Origin of the sequence: uncultured Salinibacterium sp., from assembly GCF_963974405.1 — a bacterium.
Classification (GTDB): domain Bacteria; phylum Actinomycetota; class Actinomycetes; order Actinomycetales; family Microbacteriaceae; genus Rhodoglobus.
This window is the reverse complement of sequence record NZ_CAXBBH010000002.1, coordinates 256,593-276,948: the sequence shown is the minus strand read 5'-3', so window position 1 is coordinate 276,948 and position 20,356 is coordinate 256,593. Positions and strand designations below refer to the sequence as shown.

16 protein-coding genes are annotated in these 20,356 nt (G+C 61.3%); 4 read left to right on the top strand and 12 right to left on the bottom strand.

Features of this window, described 5'->3' with window-relative positions:
• Positions 1-63 precede the first annotated feature (63 nt).
• Positions 64-2,502 (bottom strand): ribonucleoside-diphosphate reductase subunit alpha, encoded by a 2,439-nt coding sequence (locus AACZ26_RS09720; RefSeq protein ID WP_339621126.1) that lies wholly within the window; start codon positions 2,500-2,502, stop codon positions 64-66.
• 247 nt (positions 2,503-2,749) lie between these two features.
• On the opposite strand from AACZ26_RS09720, the gene AACZ26_RS09715 reads away from it, so the two are divergent.
• Positions 2,750-3,958, top strand: a complete 1,209-nt coding sequence (locus tag AACZ26_RS09715) for an MFS transporter (protein ID WP_339621125.1) — start codon at positions 2,750-2,752, stop codon at positions 3,956-3,958.
• Between the two features lie 36 nt (positions 3,959-3,994).
• Here the strand turns inward: AACZ26_RS09715 and AACZ26_RS09710 are convergent, their stop codons facing one another.
• The 3 genes from AACZ26_RS09710 to AACZ26_RS09700 all read right to left on the bottom strand — a co-directional run bounded on the left by AACZ26_RS09710 (position 3,995) and on the right by AACZ26_RS09700 (position 6,527).
• Positions 3,995-4,993: an aldo/keto reductase gene (locus AACZ26_RS09710; RefSeq protein WP_339621123.1), complete on the bottom strand. Its 999-nt coding sequence runs from the start codon at positions 4,991-4,993 to the stop codon at positions 3,995-3,997.
• 98 nt (positions 4,994-5,091) lie between these two features.
• On the bottom strand, positions 5,092-5,868 hold the full coding sequence (locus tag AACZ26_RS09705; protein ID WP_339621122.1) for a VTC domain-containing protein: 777 nt from the start codon (positions 5,866-5,868) through the stop codon (positions 5,092-5,094).
• Positions 5,865-6,527: a DUF4956 domain-containing protein gene (locus AACZ26_RS09700; RefSeq protein WP_339621121.1), complete on the bottom strand. Its 663-nt coding sequence runs from the start codon at positions 6,525-6,527 to the stop codon at positions 5,865-5,867. Before AACZ26_RS09700 ends, AACZ26_RS09705 begins: the two co-directional genes overlap by 4 nt.
• Before the next feature lie 155 nt (positions 6,528-6,682).
• Here AACZ26_RS09700 and AACZ26_RS09695 point away from each other — a divergent pair, with 155 nt between their 5' ends.
• The gene (locus tag AACZ26_RS09695) at positions 6,683-7,390 is read left to right on the top strand and encodes a M50 family metallopeptidase (RefSeq protein WP_339621120.1); all 708 of its coding nucleotides are present in this window, start codon (positions 6,683-6,685) and stop codon (positions 7,388-7,390) included.
• Positions 7,391-7,457: 67 nt separating this feature from the next.
• Here AACZ26_RS09695 and AACZ26_RS09690 read toward each other — a convergent pair whose 3' ends face one another.
• Genes AACZ26_RS09690 through AACZ26_RS09680 form a run of 3 tightly spaced genes read right to left on the bottom strand, consistent with a single transcriptional unit; the run spans position 7,458 to position 9,857 of the window.
• Positions 7,458-8,705, bottom strand: a complete 1,248-nt coding sequence (locus AACZ26_RS09690; RefSeq protein WP_339621119.1) for an FAD-dependent oxidoreductase — start codon at positions 8,703-8,705, stop codon at positions 7,458-7,460.
• A gap of 60 nt (positions 8,706-8,765) precedes the next feature.
• Positions 8,766-9,593, bottom strand: a complete 828-nt coding sequence (locus tag AACZ26_RS09685) for an alpha/beta hydrolase (protein ID WP_339621117.1) — start codon at positions 9,591-9,593, stop codon at positions 8,766-8,768.
• Between the two features lie 51 nt (positions 9,594-9,644).
• A complete protein-coding gene (locus AACZ26_RS09680) occupies positions 9,645-9,857 on the bottom strand; it encodes a hypothetical protein (protein WP_100389586.1) in 213 nt (70 codons plus the stop codon).
• 242 nt (positions 9,858-10,099) lie between these two features.
• On the opposite strand from AACZ26_RS09680, the gene AACZ26_RS09675 reads away from it, so the two are divergent.
• A complete protein-coding gene (locus AACZ26_RS09675; protein WP_339621113.1) occupies positions 10,100-11,095 on the top strand; it encodes a DUF4349 domain-containing protein in 996 nt (331 codons plus the stop codon).
• Here the strand turns inward: AACZ26_RS09675 and AACZ26_RS09670 are convergent.
• From AACZ26_RS09670 to AACZ26_RS09655, 4 genes are all read right to left on the bottom strand, one after another.
• A complete protein-coding gene (locus AACZ26_RS09670; protein ID WP_339621111.1) occupies positions 11,092-12,132 on the bottom strand; it encodes an LLM class flavin-dependent oxidoreductase in 1,041 nt (346 codons plus the stop codon). The genes AACZ26_RS09675 and AACZ26_RS09670 overlap by 4 nt on opposite strands.
• Positions 12,133-12,357: 225 nt before the next feature.
• Complete coding sequence (locus AACZ26_RS09665; RefSeq protein WP_339621110.1) at positions 12,358-14,208, bottom strand: CocE/NonD family hydrolase; 1,851 nt, start codon at positions 14,206-14,208, stop codon at positions 12,358-12,360.
• Positions 14,209-14,294: 86 nt separating this feature from the next.
• The gene (glpK, locus tag AACZ26_RS09660) at positions 14,295-15,812 is read right to left on the bottom strand and encodes a glycerol kinase GlpK (RefSeq protein ID WP_339621108.1); all 1,518 of its coding nucleotides are present in this window, start codon (positions 15,810-15,812) and stop codon (positions 14,295-14,297) included.
• A 68-nt stretch (positions 15,813-15,880) separates the two neighbouring features.
• A complete protein-coding gene (locus AACZ26_RS09655; protein WP_339621106.1) occupies positions 15,881-17,653 on the bottom strand; it encodes a glycerol-3-phosphate dehydrogenase/oxidase in 1,773 nt (590 codons plus the stop codon).
• 142 nt (positions 17,654-17,795) lie between these two features.
• On the opposite strand from AACZ26_RS09655, the gene AACZ26_RS09650 reads away from it, so the two are divergent.
• Positions 17,796-18,836, top strand: a complete 1,041-nt coding sequence (locus AACZ26_RS09650; protein ID WP_339621104.1) for a sugar-binding domain-containing protein — start codon at positions 17,796-17,798, stop codon at positions 18,834-18,836.
• On the opposite strand, the gene AACZ26_RS09645 is transcribed toward AACZ26_RS09650, so the two are convergent.
• Positions 18,833-20,269 (bottom strand): NAD(P)H-quinone dehydrogenase, encoded by a 1,437-nt coding sequence (locus tag AACZ26_RS09645; protein WP_339621103.1) that lies wholly within the window; start codon positions 20,267-20,269, stop codon positions 18,833-18,835. The genes AACZ26_RS09650 and AACZ26_RS09645 overlap by 4 nt on opposite strands.
• Positions 20,270-20,356: the final 87 nt, after the last annotated feature.

The following is a 20,356-nucleotide window of genomic DNA, read 5'->3' as shown; positions in this document are numbered from 1 at the left end:
GCAGGTCATCCATAGGGTCGACCGGTACGAAGTAGTCCTCTACGGTGTTTTCGCGGTTCATGATTACTCTGCCTTCTTTGAAAATCCGCCGAAACCTCGGCGTGCGGGAGCTGCGCCCGCGGTGGATGTCGAAGCGGAGGCTGTTGCAGCCTTGCTTGACGTAATTTCTTCTGACTTGTTGACCTTCACCGTTGACTGCTCGGCTTGGTGGCGAGGCTTCATGTGCAGGTAATAGGTGGTCTTCACTCCGCGCGACCACGCATCGAAGTAGATATCCATCATGTCGCCGAGGTCACGCGTCTCGAGGTACATGTTGCGGCTGATGGCCTGGTCGATCCACTTCTGGGCACGAGCGGCAACCTCAAGGAACGCGTATGGAGAGAGCTGGAAGCTCGTCTTGAACACGGCCTTGACGTCATCGGGGATACCTGCGATGTTCTGCACGTCACCTTGGCTGCGCAGGATTGCTTCACGGTTCTGCTCCCAAAGTCCCTGCTCCTGAAGCGTCGCAACGAGGTTGCGGTTCACTTCAAGGAACTTGCCGTTCGAGGTCGAGCGGCTGAAGATCTGCGAGAACTGCGGGTCGAGACCGGGCGTCGTGCCGGCAACGAGTCCGATGGATGCGGTGGGAGCAATCGCCATGAGCGTTGCGTTACGCATTCCGCCCTTGACCTTCTCGCGCATGGCATCCCAGTCGAGGCGCGTCTTACGGTTGACCTTGATTTCCATGCCGCGGTCGGCTTCGGTGAGCGCGATGGAGTCGAGCGGTACGAGGCCTTCTGACCAACGGCTACCCTCGAAGTTCGTGTACGAGCCACGCTCTTTAGCCAGCTCGGTGCTGGCGTCGATCGCAGCGTATGACACGTGCTCCATGATTTCGTCGATGAGGTCGTAGGCCTCTTCGCTCTCGTAGCTGTAGCCGAGCTTCTCGATGATGTCGGTGAATCCCATAACGCCCAGACCAACGGCGCGGTTCTGCTCGTTAGAGAAGTCGGCCTCTTTCACACTCGAGCGCGTGATGTCGATGAGGTTATCGAGCTGACGGACAGCCAGTCGAGCGCTCTCGGCGATCTTGACGAAGTCGACTCCACCTTCAGGCAGAAGGTGACGCGAGAGGTTGATCGACGCAAGGTTGCAGACGGAGACGTTGTCTTCATCCTGCGGAAGCGTGATCTCGGTGCAGAGGTTGGAAAGGTGAATCGTGCCTGTGTTGTTGTTGAGCGCACGGTTATTGATGGTGTCTTTCCACGTCAACCACGGGTGGCTCGTGGTCTGCAACGAAATGAGGATCGACTTGAACTGCTCGCGAGCACCGATCTTCTTGAACATGTGCATCTCGCCAGCTTCGGCCTTCGCAACATACTCGTTGTAGCGCTCCGAGAACGCCTTGCCGTAGAGCTCGTTGAGATCAGCAACTTCGAGCGGGTCGAAGAGGTACCACGCGTCATCATTCTGAACGCGCTTCATGAACTCGTCGCTAATCCACACTGCCGTGTTGGCGGTGCGCGTGCGGCGGTAGGGGTCACCCGAGTTGCTGCGGAGTTCGAGGAACTCCGGGAAGTCCATGTGCCAGTTCTCCATGTAGAAGCACAGTGCGCCGAACTTCTTGCCGCCGCGACTAACTGCACGCAGGATCGAGTCGATCGTGTGCATGAACGGGATGGGGCCGGTGGACGTGGTGTTGTTAGAGCGAATAGGCGATCCCTGAGCGCGCAGCTTGGTAACCGAGAGACCGATGCCACCAGTCCCCTTGGTGAGCCACATGACATCGCGCGTCGTCTTCGCAATGTGCTCCATGTCGTCTTGCATTTCCATGACGAAGCAGTTGGCAAGCTGGGGGTAAATCGTGCCCGCGTTTACGAGAGTGGAGCCTGCAGCCAGGTACTCAAGGCTCGACATCTTTTCGTAGAACTTGAGTGCGGCCTCGTTGGGGTTTGCTTCGTTAAGCGAGAGCCCCATGGCAATGCGCATCCAGAAGTACTGCGGAACCTCAAGAGCGTCGCCGTTGCGACCCTTGATGCCGTAGCGGTTGTTGAGTGTGACAACACCGATGTACTTGAGCAGCTCGTCGTGAGCGGGCTCTAGGTGCTCGGCGAGAGCATCCAGGTCAAACATGCTCGTGAGGCGAGGGTCGAGGAGTCCCTCTTCAACGCCGCGAACAACGTTCGGGCCGAAGTGCTCTTTGTGGAGGCGTTTGAGGTCAGCCGCGTCGGTGTAGTCACCGAGAACGCGCTTGTAGATGGTCTTGAGGAGTAGTCGAGCGGCGACGGTATCGAAAGCCGGGTCGTCTTTAACATTCTGGAGCGCAACCTGGATGACAGCTTCGTCGAGCTGCTGGGTGGTGATGCCGTCAAACAGCGTCAATTCGAGCTCGGAAGCGATCTGAGTAACCCACGTAATGTTCTCGTCGAGGCCAGCTGCGGCTTCTTCGATTGCGATGTTGATCTTGTTCGCATCGTACGGCTCTCGCTGACCGTTGCGCTTGACGACTGTGATTGCCACAAATACTCCCTAAAATCCCCGAAAACACTCAAAACCGTGACCCCCGGCCAAGCGGTGACACCACTATATATCGTGGGTGCCACCCTCCGCCAACCCTAGATGTAGTGGGCGTGTCATCCACAGGTGTGCATAACTTCGCGGGGTTTTCCACAGCCTATGGATAACCTCTGACACCCGAAAAAACCGCATAAATACGGCCCAACCCAGCACAAAATTGGCCCGACTCCACAGCTAAGCTGGAGTTCTTGTGAACGCATACATCGACCTGTTGAAAACTCCGGGCATCGCCAGAATTATTGCCGCGCAACTTACTGCGCGACTACCGAGCGGAATGCTCTCTCTGGCGATCCTTCTTCACGTCGAACAGATCCACGATTCGTACGGCGCAGCCGGACTCGTGCTCGCCGCCACGAGTGTCGGCCAAGCTGTCGCCGGTCCTCTAACGAGCCGCTGGATGGGTGTCTGGGGAATGCGCAAAGTGCTCATTCTTACCCTCGTCATTTGTGCTGCAGCCATCTTCGCGATTGCCCTTGTGCCCATGAGCGTCGGAATGTTCATGATTGTTGGCCTCATCGCCGGCCTCAGCAACCCACCGGTGCAACCCGCCGTGCGCACGATCTATCCCAAGATGGTCAACTCGAAACAACTGACCCCGCTATTCTCTCTCGACGCCTCAGCCCAAGAAATCATCTGGGTCGCAGGCCCCGTTGCCGCCACCTTCATTGCCGTACAAATCTCCACAACACTGGCGATCGTTGTTGCAGGCACCTTCCTCATCCTCGGTGGAATCTGGTTCATCGCGAGTCCCGAAGTCGGTCAAGTGCGCATCCCGCGCAGCAAACGCTCCTTCGGAACCGTGTTGCGCCGCCCGCCCGTCATGCTCGCCACCATCACCGGCTTCTTGCTGGTGGGCGCCGCCGCTGCGGTAGAAGCATCCGTTGTCGCCGTCTTTGGCCATGGTGGCCCTCAAGCCGGCATCGTGCTCGGCATTTGGGCAATCGGCTCGCTCTTTGGCGGTCTGCTCTTGGGCCACTTGCCCATCGGCCCCTGGGCTCTTGCACGACGCATGCTCATAGTGTTTGTCGGCATGGCACTGGCCATGATTTACCTTGACTTCTGGTGGCTCGCAATAATGCTGCTCGTCGCCGGCATCGGCATCGCTCCCGCCTTCGCCGTGATCTTCGCAATCGTGTCAGCCAGCGTCAAGTTCAGCGATACCGCCGAAGCCTACGGATGGGTCGGCACCGGTCAACTCATCGGTGCAGCCCTCGGCTCCGCCGTCGCAGGGTTCCTCATTGACGCCAACGGCCCCATTGGCGGATTCTGGGCTGCTACCGTCATCGCTGCCCTCGGCGTGCTCGTGCCGACACTATTGCGCGGCTGGCACCCTGACCTGCGTGGCAAAGATGCGAGCCCCATCCCCGACACCGAGCCGATCAGCACTCTGCGCCAGTAAGCCCTGTGCCAGTAAGCCCTGTGCCAGCGATCGTAACTACCAGCGTGGATGCACGGCAGCGCGGAAGTGGCGATCGTAAATGTCGCGCACCCCGGCCATGAAGCCTTCGCTCAGGGCAGGCACCTCGCCGGCACCGGCGTTGGACTGAGCCTGAGCTACGTTGCGCGCTCCCGGAATCACCGAGCTCACGCCGGGCTGCTGAGCAACCCACGCGAGCGAAACCTGCGGCGTCGAGAAGTCGGCGACGGAAGGCTCGGCGGCGAGAAGCGCCGCGAACTCCTGAGCCGCGGCGACACCGGTCTCGAAGTCGACGCCCGAGAAGGTCTCCCCCACGTCGAACGCTTCGCCGTTGCGGTTGTATGTGCGGTGGTCGTTTTCCGCGAACGTCGTGTCAACGCGGTACTTGCCACTGAGCAAACCAGAGGCCAGCGGAACGCGGGCGATGATTCCTACACCGGCGTCGAGCGCGGCTGGCAGTACGGCATCCAGCGGCTTGAGGCGGAAGGCATTGAGGATGATTTGCACGCTGGCGACGTTCGGTCGCGCGATTGCGGCGAGCGCTTCATCCGCGGTCTCCACACTCACGCCGTAGGCAGCGATCGCGCCCTCGGCGACGAGCGTGTCGAGGTCATCGAAGACACGGTCCATTCCGAAGACGGCGGTGGGTGGGCAGTGCAGCTGCACGAGGTCGAGAGTGTCAACGCCGAGGTTCTGGCGGGAGCGGTCTGTCCACTCGCGAAACTTGGCGAGGGTGAAGTTGCTGGGATCTTGCGCTTCGCGGCGGCCCATCTTGGTCGCGACGGTGATGTCGAGTTCGGGGCGGTCGGCGAGGTAGCTGCCAATGAACTTTTCGCTGCGACCGTCGCCGTAGACGTCGGCGGTATCGAAGAACGTGACGCCGCCATCCACCGCGGTATCGAGCACGCTGCGGGCATCCGCCTCACTGACGTCACCCCAGTCGGCGCCCAACTGCCACGTGCCAAGACCGATTGCGGAAACAGAACGGCCGGTGCGGCCCAGAGTGCGAATGTCCATGACTCAACGCTACGCCTCCGCGGCGACAAAGTTCGACCACGCAACAAACGTCGCCCGTCCGTGAGGGCAGTCACGAACGGGCGACGAGTGTGTAGTGCTTAGGCAGCGACGCTCTCGAGCGCCGGAGCGAAGTGTTGACGGAGCACCCGCGACCACCGGTTGTGCGGCAGTTCTGGGCGAAGGGCGGCAAGGCCGGTCGCAAACTTGGAGATGCGATCCGGTCGGTGACCCATCTTCCAGAGAAGGCGGTCGACCTCGCTGGCCTGGCCCGACGACTTGGTTTCGACAATGACAGTGTCGTCGAAGCGAAGCGCGTCGTCGTCACACTCCCAGGCGAGAGCACTGTCGATCGTGCACCGGCTGCCGCTCCCCGGCAAGAACAGAGTCGTGCGGGTGTAGCGCGTCGTGAGCACCGGCTCCATGCTGTCGGAGTCGATGCCGACCACCGAAGCATCGTGCAGCAATTCGTCGATGTACTCGCGACCCTCGACCGTGAGACGGTCGCGCTCGTCGAAGCTGTATGGCAGGCGCTGCTTGGCGGTCGTGCCGCGCGAGCCCTTCGTCTTCACCTCGAGGTAGCAATCCCCCGTGTCCAGATAGCTGCGAGTGCGGGCCTTGAAGCGACGGCGTCGCGGATGCGCGGCCAACAGGTAGCTCGCCGCCTCCGGAGTATCGAAGTACACCGACTCGTAGTCGAAGTGCTGCTGCCCGTTGATCTCGAGCACCCGAGCTTGAGACTCGAGCTCGGCGAGCAGTGCTTCCAGGTCGGATGCCGGCACCAAGTACTTGTGGTCGACCCGCGTCAGCAGCGAGGCGCGTTCGGCCAGCTCCTCGAGCGAGATGGATGCGAAGCGGGTGGTGTTTGGCGTGTTCATCGCTGTGCTGCCTCAAGGTTGTCGTGCGCACCGTCGGCGGTAGCTGCGGGCGCAGCGGTTCCGGTGTTGCGGGCCGAGCGAGCCCCCTCAACGAGGCGGTAGCGAACATCCACCACCGTCGTGTCGTTGACGAGGTCGAGCTTCGAGACCGTGAGCGAGTGAACGCGAGCGCCCAGCAAGTTTTCGAGACGCACACGCAGGGTGGACTCGTCGGCGATCGCGGCATCCAGCGTCACCGTCTGCTGACGGTAGGCGCGGAACAGTCGTGGGTGGTCGCCGAAGGTCATCACGAGCACGATCATGGCCATGAGCGCCGGGGCGACGTAAACCGAGACCAGTGAGGTGGTTTCGCTGGCGACGCCGGCAGCGCCGAGGCCCGCGATGAGGCCGAGGGCGAGTGAGGCGAAGTAGTACGCCACTTCGTGCTGCGCGATCTCCGAAGAACGGAGGCGGATGATCGAGAGAACTCCGAACAGGCCGAGACCAAGGCCAACACCGACGGCGCTATCGGCCAGCATGACCGTAACGGCCATCACGCCAACGTTCACGATGAGGTAGGCGACGAGCAGGTCGCGGCGGCGGTGGCGCGCAAAGTACAGAGCGAAAGTGAGAAGACCGACGGCGACAAGGTCGAGGGCGATCATGGTGAGTTGGCTCATTGCGGGGCTCCAAAGTTGTTGCGAAGTGTGGTCGTGCTTTCACGCTGGTCCCCATTGAGCCCGAGAACTCTATGGACTTTCTATGAACAATCTCGACGCGGCGTGGGAGTCCTAAAAAGACCTCACTCGTGGCTTCGAGGTGAGAGAATTCCCGAATGGATGCCCTTCTCGACTCCCTCGCCCGCACGACCCCGGTCGACATTTCGCCGACCCTGCTGATCGTGATCGTGGCCGCAGCGGCCGTGCTGAGCATCCCGCAGCCGATCTGGAAATGGTTCGGACTCTTCACGACCCTCGTGCACGAACTCGGCCATGCTGTCGGCGCGATTCTCACCGGTCGCTTCGTGCACGGCATGAAGATTCGGATGAACCACTCGGGCGAGGCCGTCAGTAGCGGCCGCGGCAAACTGGGCTCCGTGATCAGCGGTTCGCTCGGCTATCCGGCGCCGGCCATCGTCGGAGCCGTGCAACTCTGGTGCGTCACCCAGGGCTACACCGCCATGGCACTGTTCATCGGCGGCATCATCCTCGTGCTCACGCTGCTCGTGATTCGCAACCTCTTCGGCTTCCTTGTCGTGGCCGTTTCCGCCGCCGCGAGCGCCGCCCTCTGGGTGTGGGCAACGCCCGAACAGCAGAGCTACGTGCTCCTCGTCATTGCGATCGCCCTACTCGTGGGAAGCGTGCGCGGGCTCGCGACAGTGATTGGCGTGCACACTCGCAGACGTGACCAGCTGAACACTTCTGATGCCTACCTCCTCTTCAAGCGCACCGGAATTCCCTCGGCGTTCTGGCTCCTCGTTTTCGCCGCCCTCATCGGTGCGAGCGTTGTTTGGGCCGTCACGATGGTGCTCGAAACGTACTAGGCGCGCGGGCGCTAGGGCGCAGCGGACAGCAGAGGTTGACCCCGGGCTGACGTGGCTCCGGTTCGGCCTAGGCGCGCGGTTTTAGGATGCCCGGAGCAATGCGTTCCGGCCGGAAGCCGTATCCCACGATTCGCGCCAAAATCGGGCGCACGCGCGGCAACACCACCGCAATCACGAAGCGCTCGCGCAGGCGCGGTGGGTTGTGCAGAACGACTCCACTCGTGGCGCGATTGATGAGCCGGTGCGCCACTCGTTGCATGCGCTGCATGAGCACCGTGGGCAAGGTGCGGCGGCGCTGCACCGCGGCGCATGCAGCATCGATTGCTGCGGCATCCGTCCCCTTCTCGCGCAGCACGGGAACGACAGTATTCGCGAGGGCCACGGCGTCTTGAATCGCGTAATTGATGCCCACGCCGAACGCGGGCGACATCGCGTGGGCGGCATCGCCAATACAGATCGCGCCTGGCACCGACCATTCAGGCAGACGATTGATTTGCACCGACAGCAGTTTCACGTCGTCGAAGCTCGCGATCTCGTGGGTCACGTCGCGTAGGCGTGGTGCGGTCGCCGCAATCTTGTTGCGGAACGCTTCGATGCCCGCCTTCTGAAATTCAGGAAAACTGCCTTTTCGAATGAGAAGCCCGCACTGAAAATAGCCGGGTCGCGGGATCGTGACGAGAGCGGAACCGCCGCGGATATTGGCGAGGGTGTCGCGCATCGGTTTCGTGGGGCGCGGCACCCGAAACCACAGCACATCAATGGGAACGCCATAGTCTGCCGGCACTAGGCCAAGGGCATCGCGCACCGCTGAAGCGCGCCCATCGGCGGCCACCGAGAGCGCCGCGTTCACGCGAAGCGGCCCGTCAGGCGTCGTCGCTTCGATTCCGACCACGCGCCCGTTTTCCTGAATTTCCGAATGGGCTGTGGCCTCGAGCACCAGGCGAAATGTGGGTTGCCGCTGGGCTTCTTCCACCAGCATGTTCAGCAGATCCCACTGCGGCATGAGCGTCACGTAGCGGTGTGGCCCAGGCAGCGTCGTGAAGTCAACGGCACGAAGCCGGATGCCGTCGATCACCGCATCGAGAACGGAAAGCTCGCTGTGATCAATCCTCGCCGCCGCCTCGCCCAAACCGAGCTGGTCGAGCAGATTCAGCGTGGACGGGTGAACGGTGTCGCCGCGAAAGTCGCGCAGAAAGTCGGCGTGTTTCTCAAGTACTACGACATCGATGCCGGCGCGAGCCAGAATGAGGCCGGCCACGATTCCGGCCGGGCCTCCCCCTGCAATGCAGACGGTGGTGTCGAGTAGCTGGGCCATGAGAGTTCCCTCCGTTAGCTCAACGCTACTCCTGCCGCTCGCGCGGGGAACCGCTCGCGGCTAGCGGGCCTTCTGCGCCAGTTCGGCGCCGCTATCGATCACGGAGACCAGTCGCTTGGCCAGGCGTTTGCGCACGAGGTGGTCGTTCGCTTCGACGCGATGCATCGTCACTTGCCGCATCTGCTCGACGATGCGCATCGTTCCCGGTGCGATGAACTGGTCGAGGGAGCCGTAGACAACATCGATCGGCACTCGCACCGAGGCGATGTCACTCACGGTCGTCTGTGTTTCGATGCAGTTCTTGAGGCTCAGCACGAAGGCTTGCCAGTTGCGCTCAGATACATCGAGGATGTCCTCGAGCTGAAAGAGACGGCCTAACGTTTCGGCGGTCGCCATCGTGAAATCTTTGTTGTCGCGCAAGAACTCGTAGGCCCGCATGTAAGCACCGACGCGGGCACGCACGAGCGGATCGCCGATCTGGTTCGGTGGCACGTAGATGGGTGGGCTCACCAGAACGAGGCGACTGACCTTGCTGGGGTGCATCGCCGTGTAACGCGCAGCGAGAAGGCTGCCGAGCGAATGCCCCACGAGAATAAAAGGGGCGTCGAGCTTGAGCGAATTGATCGTGGCCCGGATGGAATCCACGTGCTCTTCGATGGTGAAAGTGGCATCCACAGGGCTGGGCGATTCGCCAAAACCGAGTAGGTCGAATGAGATGCAGCGGTAGTGATCTGAAAGCTGCGGGATGACGTGGGTGAATGTCGCCGCGGATGAGGCGATCCCGTGAAGAAAGATAATCACGGGGCCTTCGCCCTCATCCGCAGCAATATTCAGCAGCGGTGCCTTTGACGGGGTAACCCACCGTCGAAATGCCGCCCATAAACCCATGTATTCAGTATCCCAGTCCCAGACGGGTGGATGCTGAGTTAGCGAACCAATTTAGCGAAGGTTCTCTTTGTACTCGTTCTTCGCTTCGGTGGCTTCGCTCTCGGCTTTCGCGCGCTCGAGGTCGGCTTCTGCCTTCTTCACTTCGGCATCGGCCTCAGCCTGGTCGGCTGCGTCACTGACGCGCTCCTTGGTGTCGTCGACGAACTCTCCGACCTTCTTTGCGGTGGCTTCGCCGGCATCCTTTGCGTTATCGATGAGACCCATGATTCCTCCTTGTGTAAGTAATCCGTGTCTTTCAGTGCCTCGCTGTGAGGCACCATTTCACGATATCTGCGGCGTGCCAGCGGCATCGAATTTTCCATAGAACCCCAAGTGTGCTCTCAGAAAACGTCAAGCTCACGCCCACCGCGCGCGGAGCTCACGAACGATAACGATCAGGTGGTGACGCTCGAATCGTGACAAACGTTGGGTAGTTTTTCCGCATCCCGCAGCCCTACATTGAAAACATGAGGCGCACACTAAAGATCACCACAGCACTGGCATTTTCCGCACTCGTTCTCTCGGGCTGTTCTGCCGGGATGAGCGATCTCTCGACGAGCGAGTCGTCGGAGTATCTCGTTGACGAGGCGATCGAGGGGCGGTCCGGCACGTCCGGCGACGTTCAAGAGCTTGGCGCCCCCGCCGCCGACGGCGCTCTCGCGAATGAGTCCGACATCAGCCGCGAGGTCATTACTACGGGCTACATGGCCGTGACAGTAGTGAGCCCCGATGAAGCGACCGCCGAAGCCATCCGCATCACCGAATCTGTGGGTGGTCGCGTTGACGGCCGCAACGAGTATGCGCCGTCGGAAGGCAACCGGGGCAGCTCCACCCTTACGCTGCGCATTCCGGCATCCGACCTCACCGCCACGCTCGACAAGTTCAAGGAACTGGGAGAACTGCAAGAGGTCTCCACCAACGCCCAGGACGTCACGATGCAGTCGCGCGATCTGGAAGCGCGCATCACGGCTCTCGAAGCGTCGGTCGACCGTTTGCTCGCTCTGCTCACGAAGGCAAGCGACACCGAAACGTTGATCCAACTGGAGACCGCAATCTCTAGCCGCCAGGGGGAACTCGAGAGCTTGAAATCGCAGAAGCGGTACTTCGATGATCAGGTTGCGATGTCAACGCTCACGCTCAGCCTCGTCTCCGAAGCGGATGCCCCCACCACCGAGCCCAACACGTTCCTTGACGGACTCGCGGCCGGATGGGCAGCACTCGTCGCCTTCTTCTCCGGCCTACTCGTGTTGCTCGGAGTGCTGCTGCCGTGGCTCGTTCTTCTCGCGATCGTCGGCGGTGCCATCGTAGTGATCGTGCGAACGGCACTGCGTTCAAGCCGACGTTCGACCTCCGCAGCACCGGCCGCGACATCCGCACCGGTTGAGACAGGCACGGTTGAGACAGCGACGGCAAACGCCGACGCAGCCGCCACCACTACCCCCGAGGAGTCGAAGGCCGACTAGGCCTTCTCAGCCAGCAACTCTCGCACCCGAGGAATGACCTCGGTGGCGTACAACTCAATACTGCGCATCATGCGTTCGTGAGGCAGGGTTCCTGCGCTGTACTTCATGTCGAATCGCTGGATGCCGAGGGCAGAGACAGTGTTCGCTATCTTCTGCGCCACGGTCTCCGGCGATCCGGCGTACATGGAGCCGTGCTTCACTTCGCCGATGAACTCATCAACGCTCGACTCGGGCCAGCCGCGGTCGCGGCCGATACGGTCACGCATGGTCTTGTAGTGCGGCCACATCTCCTCCACTACCTTGTCGTCGGAGTCGGTGATGTAGCCGGGCGAGTGAACAGCGATGGGCAGGTCGGGTTGCCCCAACTCGGCCAGGGCGTTGTGGAACAGTTGCGCATAGGGCGCGAACCGTTCGGGCTGGCCGCCGATGATCGCCAGCACCATAGGCATCCCGTAGCGAGCCGCACGCACGACAGATTCGGGGCTGCCGCCGACGCCGATCCAGGTCTTGAGCGAGCCAGATTCGGTGCGCGGAAAGACTCCTTGGTTCTTCAGGCCGGCGCGAAGAGTGCCCGACCACGTAACCGGCTCTTCCTTGATGAGTTCAGAGAACAGGTCGAGCTTCTCGGAGAAGAGCGTTTCGTAGTCGGCGAGGTTGTAGCCGAAGAGCGGGAACGATTCGGTAAATGAGCCGCGACCGAGAATGATCTCCGCGCGGCCGTTCGACAGAGCATCCACGGTGGCAAAGCGTTCGTAAACGCGCACGGGGTCATCCGAGCTCAAGACCGTGACGGCCGAGCCCAGCTGGATGTTCGTGGTCGCAGCAGCGAGCGCGCCCAAGACTGTCTCGGGAGCAGTGATCGCGAAATCATCGCGGTGGTGCTCGCCCACACCGAAGTAATCGATGCCGAGCTTGTCGGCCAGCACTCCCTCGGCCACCACATTGCGGATGACCTGCGCCTGACTGAGTGGCGCACCGTTGTCATCTACTGTGACGTCGCCAAATGTGCCGAGTCCAAACTGAACCTGCTGATTCACGAGCTCCCTTTCGCTGAGACGCCGATCGCGTCTGTAGGCAAAACCGTAGCCGGGCATCCGCTATTCCACGATTCTGAGGCAGCCACCCGCCAGATGGCGGTGGGGCGGATGCGGGGCTCGCGGTCGAGGCGAGCTAGACCGAGTCGCGCCGCACACAACAGCGCCCCGGTCACGATGGAGACCGGGGCGCTGCTGGAGCCGATCAGTTGATCGGAGTGGGTGTACTTACGCTGCGGTGAGCGTGTTCGTTACCGAGATGAGGGTAACGATTGCCGCGTTGATGAAGCCGGCGATGTACGGGTTGTTCGTCTCACGGTAGATCTTGCGCGAGATGACTGCGGTTACGGCCAGGATGAGGATGACCGGGTAGAGCCAGATGCTGAAGATTCCGCCGAAGCCGTCGATCGTGTACCCCGTGGTGAAGAAGTTGGTGTACTGAGCAACGACGAGAACGATGGGTGCCAGAGCGTTGAAGAACGCGAGCAGTGCCGTGTTGATCCACTCCTTGCCGCGGATGGAGAAGCGGTTGAAGGCGTTGACCGCAACCGAGTTCGCAACGAAGTAGATCGCGAAGAGCGGCAGGTACATGAGCGCAATGCCGACCTTGTCAGGAGTGAAGGCCTTGACGGCGACAACCCACCAGCGGAAGTCCGTCTTGAAGAAGTAGTCGAGCACGAAGACGATCGCGTAGGCCGAAACAACGACGACAAACGACAGACCGAGGCCGTGGAAGAACTTCTTCCAGCCAGGCAGTACTCCGGATGCGCGAAGGTCGAGACCGTTCTTGCGTCCGAAGACAAGGTACGAGATCACCATGATGATGATCGCGGCAATCGCGTTGACCGCGGCCCAGAAGGCTACGAAGAACACGGCGCCCTGAGGCATGAAGAACTGAACAGCGTTGAACGCGATCGCGCCCACCCACGGGGTGTTAGCGAGGATCAACCAGCTCCAACCGGAGATGATTGCCGAAACAACCAGTCCGCCCCAGAACCAGGCGAGTCCCTTGCGGGTTGCGGGCACCACTGCTGCGGCAGGAGCGCGCAGTCCAGTGAAGGCGCGGGTCGAGAGCAGTGCACGCGTGAAGGCGAGCAGGAAGATTCCGAAGCCGATCAGTCCGAAGAGCGTGAAGGTCTCCTTGACCTGCCACACCTGCGAACCGGCTGCGATCTCGTTGGGAGCGCCGAATGCTTCTTGGAAGAACTCGATCTGGCTGCCGACTGTCGTCTTGGAGATGGTTCCCCACGGGTGGTTCTCTGCTGGCGTGTAAACGATGCGGAGAGCATCCTCACCCTCGACAGAGTCGGTGTAGAACTCGCTCGCTTCGCGAACGTCAGAGGAAACTTCTTCCGGGTTTGCACCGAAGTGGAGGAACGACTGTGCGTTCGGGGTTCCGATGTACTCGCGCGGCGGCGTGAGAACTTCGCCCTCGGGGCTGTAGCTGCGGAAGAAGAACTCGTCGTACTGGTCAGCAACGATGCCGACATCGCGGGCACCGTACAGGTTGAAGTACGCGTTCTCAGCTTCGGCATCCGTGTACACAGCGTCGTTGTCGACGAGCAGGATGGCCGAGATGAGCTGTTCGTCAGCGGCGTTGTCGATCACGGTCGAGAAGTTTGCTGCGCGCGCACCGTTCGAGTGACCGCTCACACCAATCTTGTCGGTGTCCACGTAGGGGAAGTCAGCAACGAGCTTCACGGTGTCGTACATACCGGTTCCGCCGAGCGTGAGGTCGGTGGTCAGCGGCGATGAGTTGCCGTGACCGTACATGTCGATCGATACAACAACGTACCCACGGCGTGCAAGCTCAACGTAGTTGGCGTCTTGCATTTCGCGGTTGTTCCACCAACCGTGGCTGACCACGATGGCCGGAGCCTTGTTGTCGACGGTCGCGGTGTCTGGCTTGAAGAGAAGTGCGCTCATCATCTGGCCCGACGAGGTCTCCCAGCGCATGTCCTTCACGCTGATTGAGCCTGCACCGGTTTGAACGATGGATGCACCGATAGATGTGACCAACATCATGACTAGCGAGAGAACGAGCCAAAAGCTGTTCCTCTTTACTAACGAGGTTTTCATTGATTCCCTACCCCTTCGTGGGTATCGATTGCTGTGTGGTTATGGACGTGACTGACAGCACGCCCGTCATGGGTAAATCAGGCAGATCAGGTCTCCACGTCCTCATCAACCCAGCCCATGGTCTTGGTTACCGCTTTTTTCCAGTTGCGGTAAAGCTGATCTCTCTCGAGGCGAGCCATTTGCGGCTTCCACCTCTTGTCTTCGTTCCAGGTGGAGAGCACGTCGTGCTCGCTGCCCCAAAACTCGACCGCGATGCCGGCGGCAAATGCCGCGCCGAGAGCGGTGGTTTCGGTGATGCGGGGGCGGATGACATCCACGCCCAGCTGATCAGCCTGAAACTGCATGAGAAGTTCGTTGGCCACCATGCCGCCGTCGACGCGGAGTTCCGCGAGGTCGACTCCGGCATCCGCATTCATGGCGTCCATGACCTCGCGCGTTTGGTACGCGGTGGCTTCGAGCGCTGCACGAGCGATGTGGTTCTTGGTGACGTAACGGGTGAGGCCGAGGAGGGCTCCCCGAGCATCCGGTCGCCAGTAGGGGGCGAAGAGTCCAGAGAAGGCGGGCACAAAGTAGGCGCCACCGTTGTCTTCGACTTCGAGCGCGAGGCGCTCGACATCGGGAGCGTCGGAGAACATGCCGAGGTTGTCTCGCAGCCACTGGATGAGCGACCCCGTGACAGCGATCGAACCCTCAAGCGCGTACACGGGGGCGGCGTCGCCGATCTTGTAGCAGACGGTGGTGAGCAGGCCGTTATTGCTGTGAACGCGCTTGTTGCCGGTGTTCAGCAGCAAGAAGTTGCCAGTGCCGTACGTGTTCTTGGCCATTCCCTCGCTAAAGCAGGCCTGGCCGAACGTCGCCGCCTGCTGGTCGCCGAGGATGCCCGCGATGGGCACTCCAGGCAGCGAACCGTGGTCGCGGCAGTGGCCGAAGATCTCGCTCGAGGAGCGAATCTCGGGCAGCATCGACATCGGGATGCCCATGTCTGCTGCGATGTCTTCGCGCCACTGGAGAGTGTCGAGATCCATGAGCATGGTGCGAGAGGCGTTGGTCACGTCGGTCGCGTGCACTCCCCCGTCGACACCGCCGGTGAGGTTCCAGAGCAGCCAGGTGTCGATCGTGCCGAAGAGTAGCTCGCCGCGGTCAGCGGCTTCTTGAGCTCCGTCGATGTAGCGCAAGATCCACGTGACTTTGGGGCCGGCGAAGTACGGTGCCAGCGGCAGGCCCGTGATGGCCTTGTACTTTTCGAGCCCCTCGGAGCCCGCAAGCTCGGTAATGATGTGCTGGGTGCGAGTGTCTTGCCAGACGATCGCATTCGTGACCGGGATACCCGTGGTCTTGTTCCAGACCACCGTGGTTTCACGCTGATTGGTGATGCCGACCGCGCCAATGTCTTGGTAGGTCAAGTTTGCCCGCGAGAGTGACAGCCCGACGGTCTCTCGAACGTTGTCCCAGATCTCCATCGGGTCGTGTTCGACCCAACCGGCACGAGGGAAAATCTGCTCGTGCTCGAGCTGACCGCTCGAAACGATACGCGCGTCGTGATCAAAGATGATCGAGCGCGAGCTCGTCGTTCCTTGGTCAATCGACAGTATGTACTGTGTCATCGTCGGCGTATCTCCATTGATCGTCTGTACTTTGTGAGGCGCTTGCGCGCCCAAATCCAGTAGTTCGGTTACTTTGATTCGAGTGCTGCGGGGGTGACGAGCGGCACGATTTGCGGTGCTGCTTCGCGCACGTCTGATGCGCTTTCGTCATCGCGGGTGAGCGCAGCAGCAGCTACGGCCTCCGCCATCTGGGTGTAGACCGCGACTTCGTGAGCGGTGGTCTGCTCATCCCAGCCGAGGAGCTTCGCGGCAATCTCTGCCACTTCGGGCACAGCGGCCATTGCCTCGTTGAGGTACTCGTAGTTCATGCGGGTGCGACGAACCATGAGGTCTTCGAGGTGCAAGGCACCTTCGTGGGTGATCGCGTAGGCGATTTCGGCACGAAGGTAAGCGGAGGCTTGCGCCAGCGGCTTGGCCATCTCCGGCTCGGCTTCAGCGATGGCGGCGATCTCGGAGATCTTCGCGCCGTAACGGTGCAGCAGGTGGTCGATCATCTGATCGCTCCAGCCAAACGTCGCTCCGAGTGCTGCGGCACCGGCGGTTGCTTCCTCGAGTCCTTCAGCGCCCAACAGTGCGACAGTTTCGGTGGTGGAAGGGTTGGCCTTGGCCGCGTCCTTACCGATCGCGAAGTCAACAGCATCCTTCGCCATCACGCGGTACGTGGTGAACTTTCCACCAGCGATAACCGTGAGGCCCGGGATGGGCGACGCCACAGTGTGCTCACGCGAGACCTTGGCCGAGTTTGTGCCCTCCATCGTGCCCGGCTGCAGCAAGGGGCGAAGTCCCGCCCAGGTGCCGATAACGTCGGTGCGGTCGATGGGGTTTGCGAGCACTGCGTTGGCTTCGGCAATGACGTAGTCAATGTCATCGGCGGTTGCCGCAGGGTTGAGAAGGTTCTCTTTCCACGGAGTGTCAGTAGTGCCGATGACCCAATAGCGTGACCAGGGAATCACGAAGAGCACGCTCTTGGAAGTTTGCAGGATCAGGCCGGCTTCACCCTTGATGCGTTCGCGAGGAACAACAATGTGGATGCCCTTGGAGGCCAGAACTTTGAGTCCGCCGCTTTCGTGGGCGAGAGCTTGAGTCTCGCCGGTCCAGACGCCGGTGGAGTTGATGACGGCCTTGGCGCGGACGGGGAAGGTCTTTCCCGTTTCGAGGTCAACCATGACGGCGCCGTTGACGACACCCTCATCGTTCTTCGTGATCTCGACGACCTGCATGCGGTTAGCGGCGCCGGCGCCGTGAGCCGAAGCGGTGCGGATGACGCTCACGACGTAGCGAGCATCATCGACGTTGGCGTCCCAGTATTCGATCGCGCCGACAGCCGCATCGTGAGCCAGGCCGGGGAAGCGAGCAGCGAGCTGCTTGCGCGACATGTGGCGGTGCCACGGAACGCTGCGCTTGCCCGAGGTGCTCTTGACGGTAACCGAAGCGAGGAAGTCGTAGAGAGCAATTCCGGCGCCGACGAAGGCGCGCTCCCACACGTGGTGGCGCAGCGGGTACAGGAACGGCAGCGGACGCACGAGGTGCGGTGCCACATTGTTCAGCAACAGGTCGCGCTCGGTGAGTGCTTCGTGCACGAGCTTGAAGTCGAGCATCTGCAGGTAGCGAAGCCCGCCGTGGATGAGCTTGCTGGCGCGGCTGGAAGAGCCGGCGGCCCAGTCTTGGGACTCAACGACGACGGTGTCGAGACCACGCGTGGCGGCATCCAGAGCAATTCCGGCGCCGGTAATTCCACCACCGATGACGAGAACGTCAAGTTCACGCCCCGGCTCTGCGCTCTCCATAAGACGCTGGATGGCGCTGTCGCGGGTTTCGCGGGTGAGGGACTGGTCAGCCATGAACACTGCTCTTCTATCGTGTGGTGGTGGTTACCGCCGAGGGCGGCTGTGAATCTTCTGGGATGATCCACTGCTCAGCAGCGTATTACGCTAGCTAGGGTCAATGACAAACTGAGCAGCACATCTGCACGAACGTGCAAGGATGGACGTTATGGAACGCGAAGAGGCAATGCTGGCCGCATCGTCGATGTATTACTTGCAAGACATCAAGATGGACACCATTGCGAACCACCTACACATGTCCCGCTCAAGCGTGTCCCGATTGCTGCGGGATGCCCGCGATAGCGGCCTCGTAGAAATCACGCTTCGCCCCACCCCCACGCGGGGCCCGGGCCTGGCGAAAAAGATCGAAACGTGCTTTGGAATCGCCACCCATGTCGTGCCCGTCGCTGACCTTGCCGACGAGACAGAACGGCTCGAGCAGGTAGCGAAAGCCACCGCTCGAATGGTCACCGGCTGGTTCGATTCCGACATGATCATGGGCGTGGCCTGGGGCACCACGTTGGCCGCAATCTCGCGCCATTTGGGCAAAAAACCCACCCGCGGAAGCGCCGTCGTGCAGCTCAACGGAGCAGCCAACGTTCGTACCTCGGGCGTGGAATATGCCGGCAACCTCATCGCCAACTTCGGCGACGCGTTCGACGCCCAAGTGCACTTATTCCCAGTGCCGGCGTTCTTCGATTACGCCGAAACACGCAATGCCATGTGGTCAGAGCGGTCAATTGTGCGCGTGCTCGAATACCAGCGTCGCGCGGATATTGCGCTCTTCTCGATCGGCGCCATCGCCGGTGAAGTGCCCAGCCACGTCTACTCCGCCGGCTACCTCGAAGCGGGCGACATCGAAACGCTCGACAGTGAAGGCATTGTGGGCGACGTGTGCACCATCTTCCTTCGCGAAGATGGCAGCTATGAAGACCTCTCGATGAACGCACGTGCAACCGGCCCCACCCCGGCAGAACTGCGTGCGATCCCCCGCCGCATCTGTGGTGTGGCCGGCGATAACAAGGTCGTTCCGCTGCTCGCAGCGCTGCGGGCGGGCGTCATCACCGACCTCGTGATCGATGAACAGACCGCCACGAAGCTCGTTGAACACGTCATGGAACTGAAAGAAGGAGCAGCGTCAGCCGAAGAGCTAGCCTTCCAAGAACGCCAGAGCGCGGCAGAGCCAGCGCCCGCAGGCTAGTGGACGACGTGCATTGCGCGTGCGGCATCCGTAATGCTGCCCGTCAGTGACGGGTACACGGAAAAAGCGCGCGCAATCTGGTCGACCGTGAGGCGGTGTTCTACCGCGAGCGCCATCGAGATGATGAGCTCAGAAGCGTTCGGTGCCACAACCACGCCACCGATCACGGTGCCGGAGCCGGTGCGAGCGAAGAGCTTCACGAAGCCGTCCTTGATGCCCATCATCTTTGCGCGTGGGTTCGAGGCGAGCGGCAACTTGTAAATAGTGCCCTGGGCGAGGCCATCTTCAATCTGCTTTTGCGACCAGCCGACAGTGGCGATCTCCGGCTGGGTAAAGATGTTGGATGCCACGTTGCGCAGTTCAATCGGAGTAACACCGTCTCCCATCGCATGGAAAACGGCGGTGCGGCCCTGCATTGCGGCGACAGAAGCGAGGGGGAAGAAATCGGAGCAGTCACCGGCAGCGTAAATCGACGGCATCGACGTGCGCGCGACACGGTTGACGCGGATGTGACCCGATTCCGTGAGTTGCACGCCCGCCTCTTCGAGACCGAGGCCCTCTGTGTTCGGCAGCGAGCCAACCGCCATGAGGCAGTGCGATCCTTCAACTGTCGTGCCGTCTTGCAGAGTGGCGATAACGCCATCCTTGGTGGTCTTCACGGATTCTGCCCGCGACTTTGAGAGAACGGTCATGCCGTTGCGCTTGAATACGTCTTCAATCACGCGAGCAGCGTCTTCGTCTTCGCCGGGCAGCACACGATCGCGCGAAGAAATAAGGGTGACTTTGGCGCCGAGAGCCGTGTAGGCCGAAGCGAACTCGGCACCGGTAACACCCGAACCGACCACGATGAGGTGCTTGGGGGTTTCGTCGAGCGTGTAGAGCTGAGTCCACGTGAGGATGCGCTTGCCGTCAGGCATCGCGGATTCGAGCACGCGGGGACGGGCCCCGACGGAGACGATGACCGTGTCGGCATCCACTTCGTCAAAATCGGTACCGGCCTTGCCCTTGCCGGTCGAGACGACAAGGCGCTGGGGGCCATCGAGGCGACCCTCGCCTTCGATAATGCGCACGCCCGCTTTAATGAGCTGCGACTTCATGTCGTCTGATTGCTGACGGGCGAGGCGCATAAGTCGCGCGTTGACCGCGGCCAAGTTCACCGTGATCTCGGGACGCACCGCGCGACCGGATTCAGAACGCGAGTAGAACTGCACGCCCAGGTCAGCGGCATCCCGAATCGCGTTCGTCGCTTCAGCGGTCGCGATGAGCGTCTTTGACGGCACGACGTCGGTCAGCACTGCCGAACCACCGACACCCGCTCGCTCGACGAGAGTAACGTCGGCTCTCAGCTGAGCGCCCGCAAGGGCTGCTTCGTAGCCACCGGGGCCACCACCGAGAATTGCAATTCGTTGGGTGCGCTCGAACTCATAGGCCATGCGAACATTCTCTCGCTCTTCTGCCCCAGCGACAAACCGTCGACGCACAGATGTGAGCACAGCTTCCGATCGCCCCTCAACAGCAGC

Coding starts and splice junctions, on each gene's coding strand:
- AACZ26_RS09695 (WP_339621120.1), top strand. CDS start 6,683: ATGGATGCCCTTCTCGACTCCCTCGCCCGCACGACCCCGGTCGACATT.
- AACZ26_RS09665 (WP_339621110.1), bottom strand. CDS start 14,208: ATGAAAACCTCGTTAGTAAAGAGGAACAGCTTTTGGCTCGTTCTCTCG.
- AACZ26_RS09650 (WP_339621104.1), top strand. CDS start 17,796: ATGGACGTTATGGAACGCGAAGAGGCAATGCTGGCCGCATCGTCGATG.
- glpK (WP_339621108.1), bottom strand. CDS start 15,812: ATGACACAGTACATACTGTCGATTGACCAAGGAACGACGAGCTCGCGC.
- AACZ26_RS09685 (WP_339621117.1), bottom strand. CDS start 9,593: ATGGGTTTATGGGCGGCATTTCGACGGTGGGTTACCCCGTCAAAGGCA.
- AACZ26_RS09710 (WP_339621123.1), bottom strand. CDS start 4,993: ATGGACATTCGCACTCTGGGCCGCACCGGCCGTTCTGTTTCCGCAATC.
- AACZ26_RS09690 (WP_339621119.1), bottom strand. CDS start 8,705: ATGGCCCAGCTACTCGACACCACCGTCTGCATTGCAGGGGGAGGCCCG.
- AACZ26_RS09700 (WP_339621121.1), bottom strand. CDS start 6,527: ATGAGCCAACTCACCATGATCGCCCTCGACCTTGTCGCCGTCGGTCTT.
- AACZ26_RS09675 (WP_339621113.1), top strand. CDS start 10,100: ATGAGGCGCACACTAAAGATCACCACAGCACTGGCATTTTCCGCACTC.
- AACZ26_RS09705 (WP_339621122.1), bottom strand. CDS start 5,868: ATGAACACGCCAAACACCACCCGCTTCGCATCCATCTCGCTCGAGGAG.
- AACZ26_RS09680 (WP_100389586.1), bottom strand. CDS start 9,857: ATGGGTCTCATCGATAACGCAAAGGATGCCGGCGAAGCCACCGCAAAG.
- AACZ26_RS09655 (WP_339621106.1), bottom strand. CDS start 17,653: ATGGCTGACCAGTCCCTCACCCGCGAAACCCGCGACAGCGCCATCCAG.
- AACZ26_RS09645 (WP_339621103.1), bottom strand. CDS start 20,269: ATGGCCTATGAGTTCGAGCGCACCCAACGAATTGCAATTCTCGGTGGT.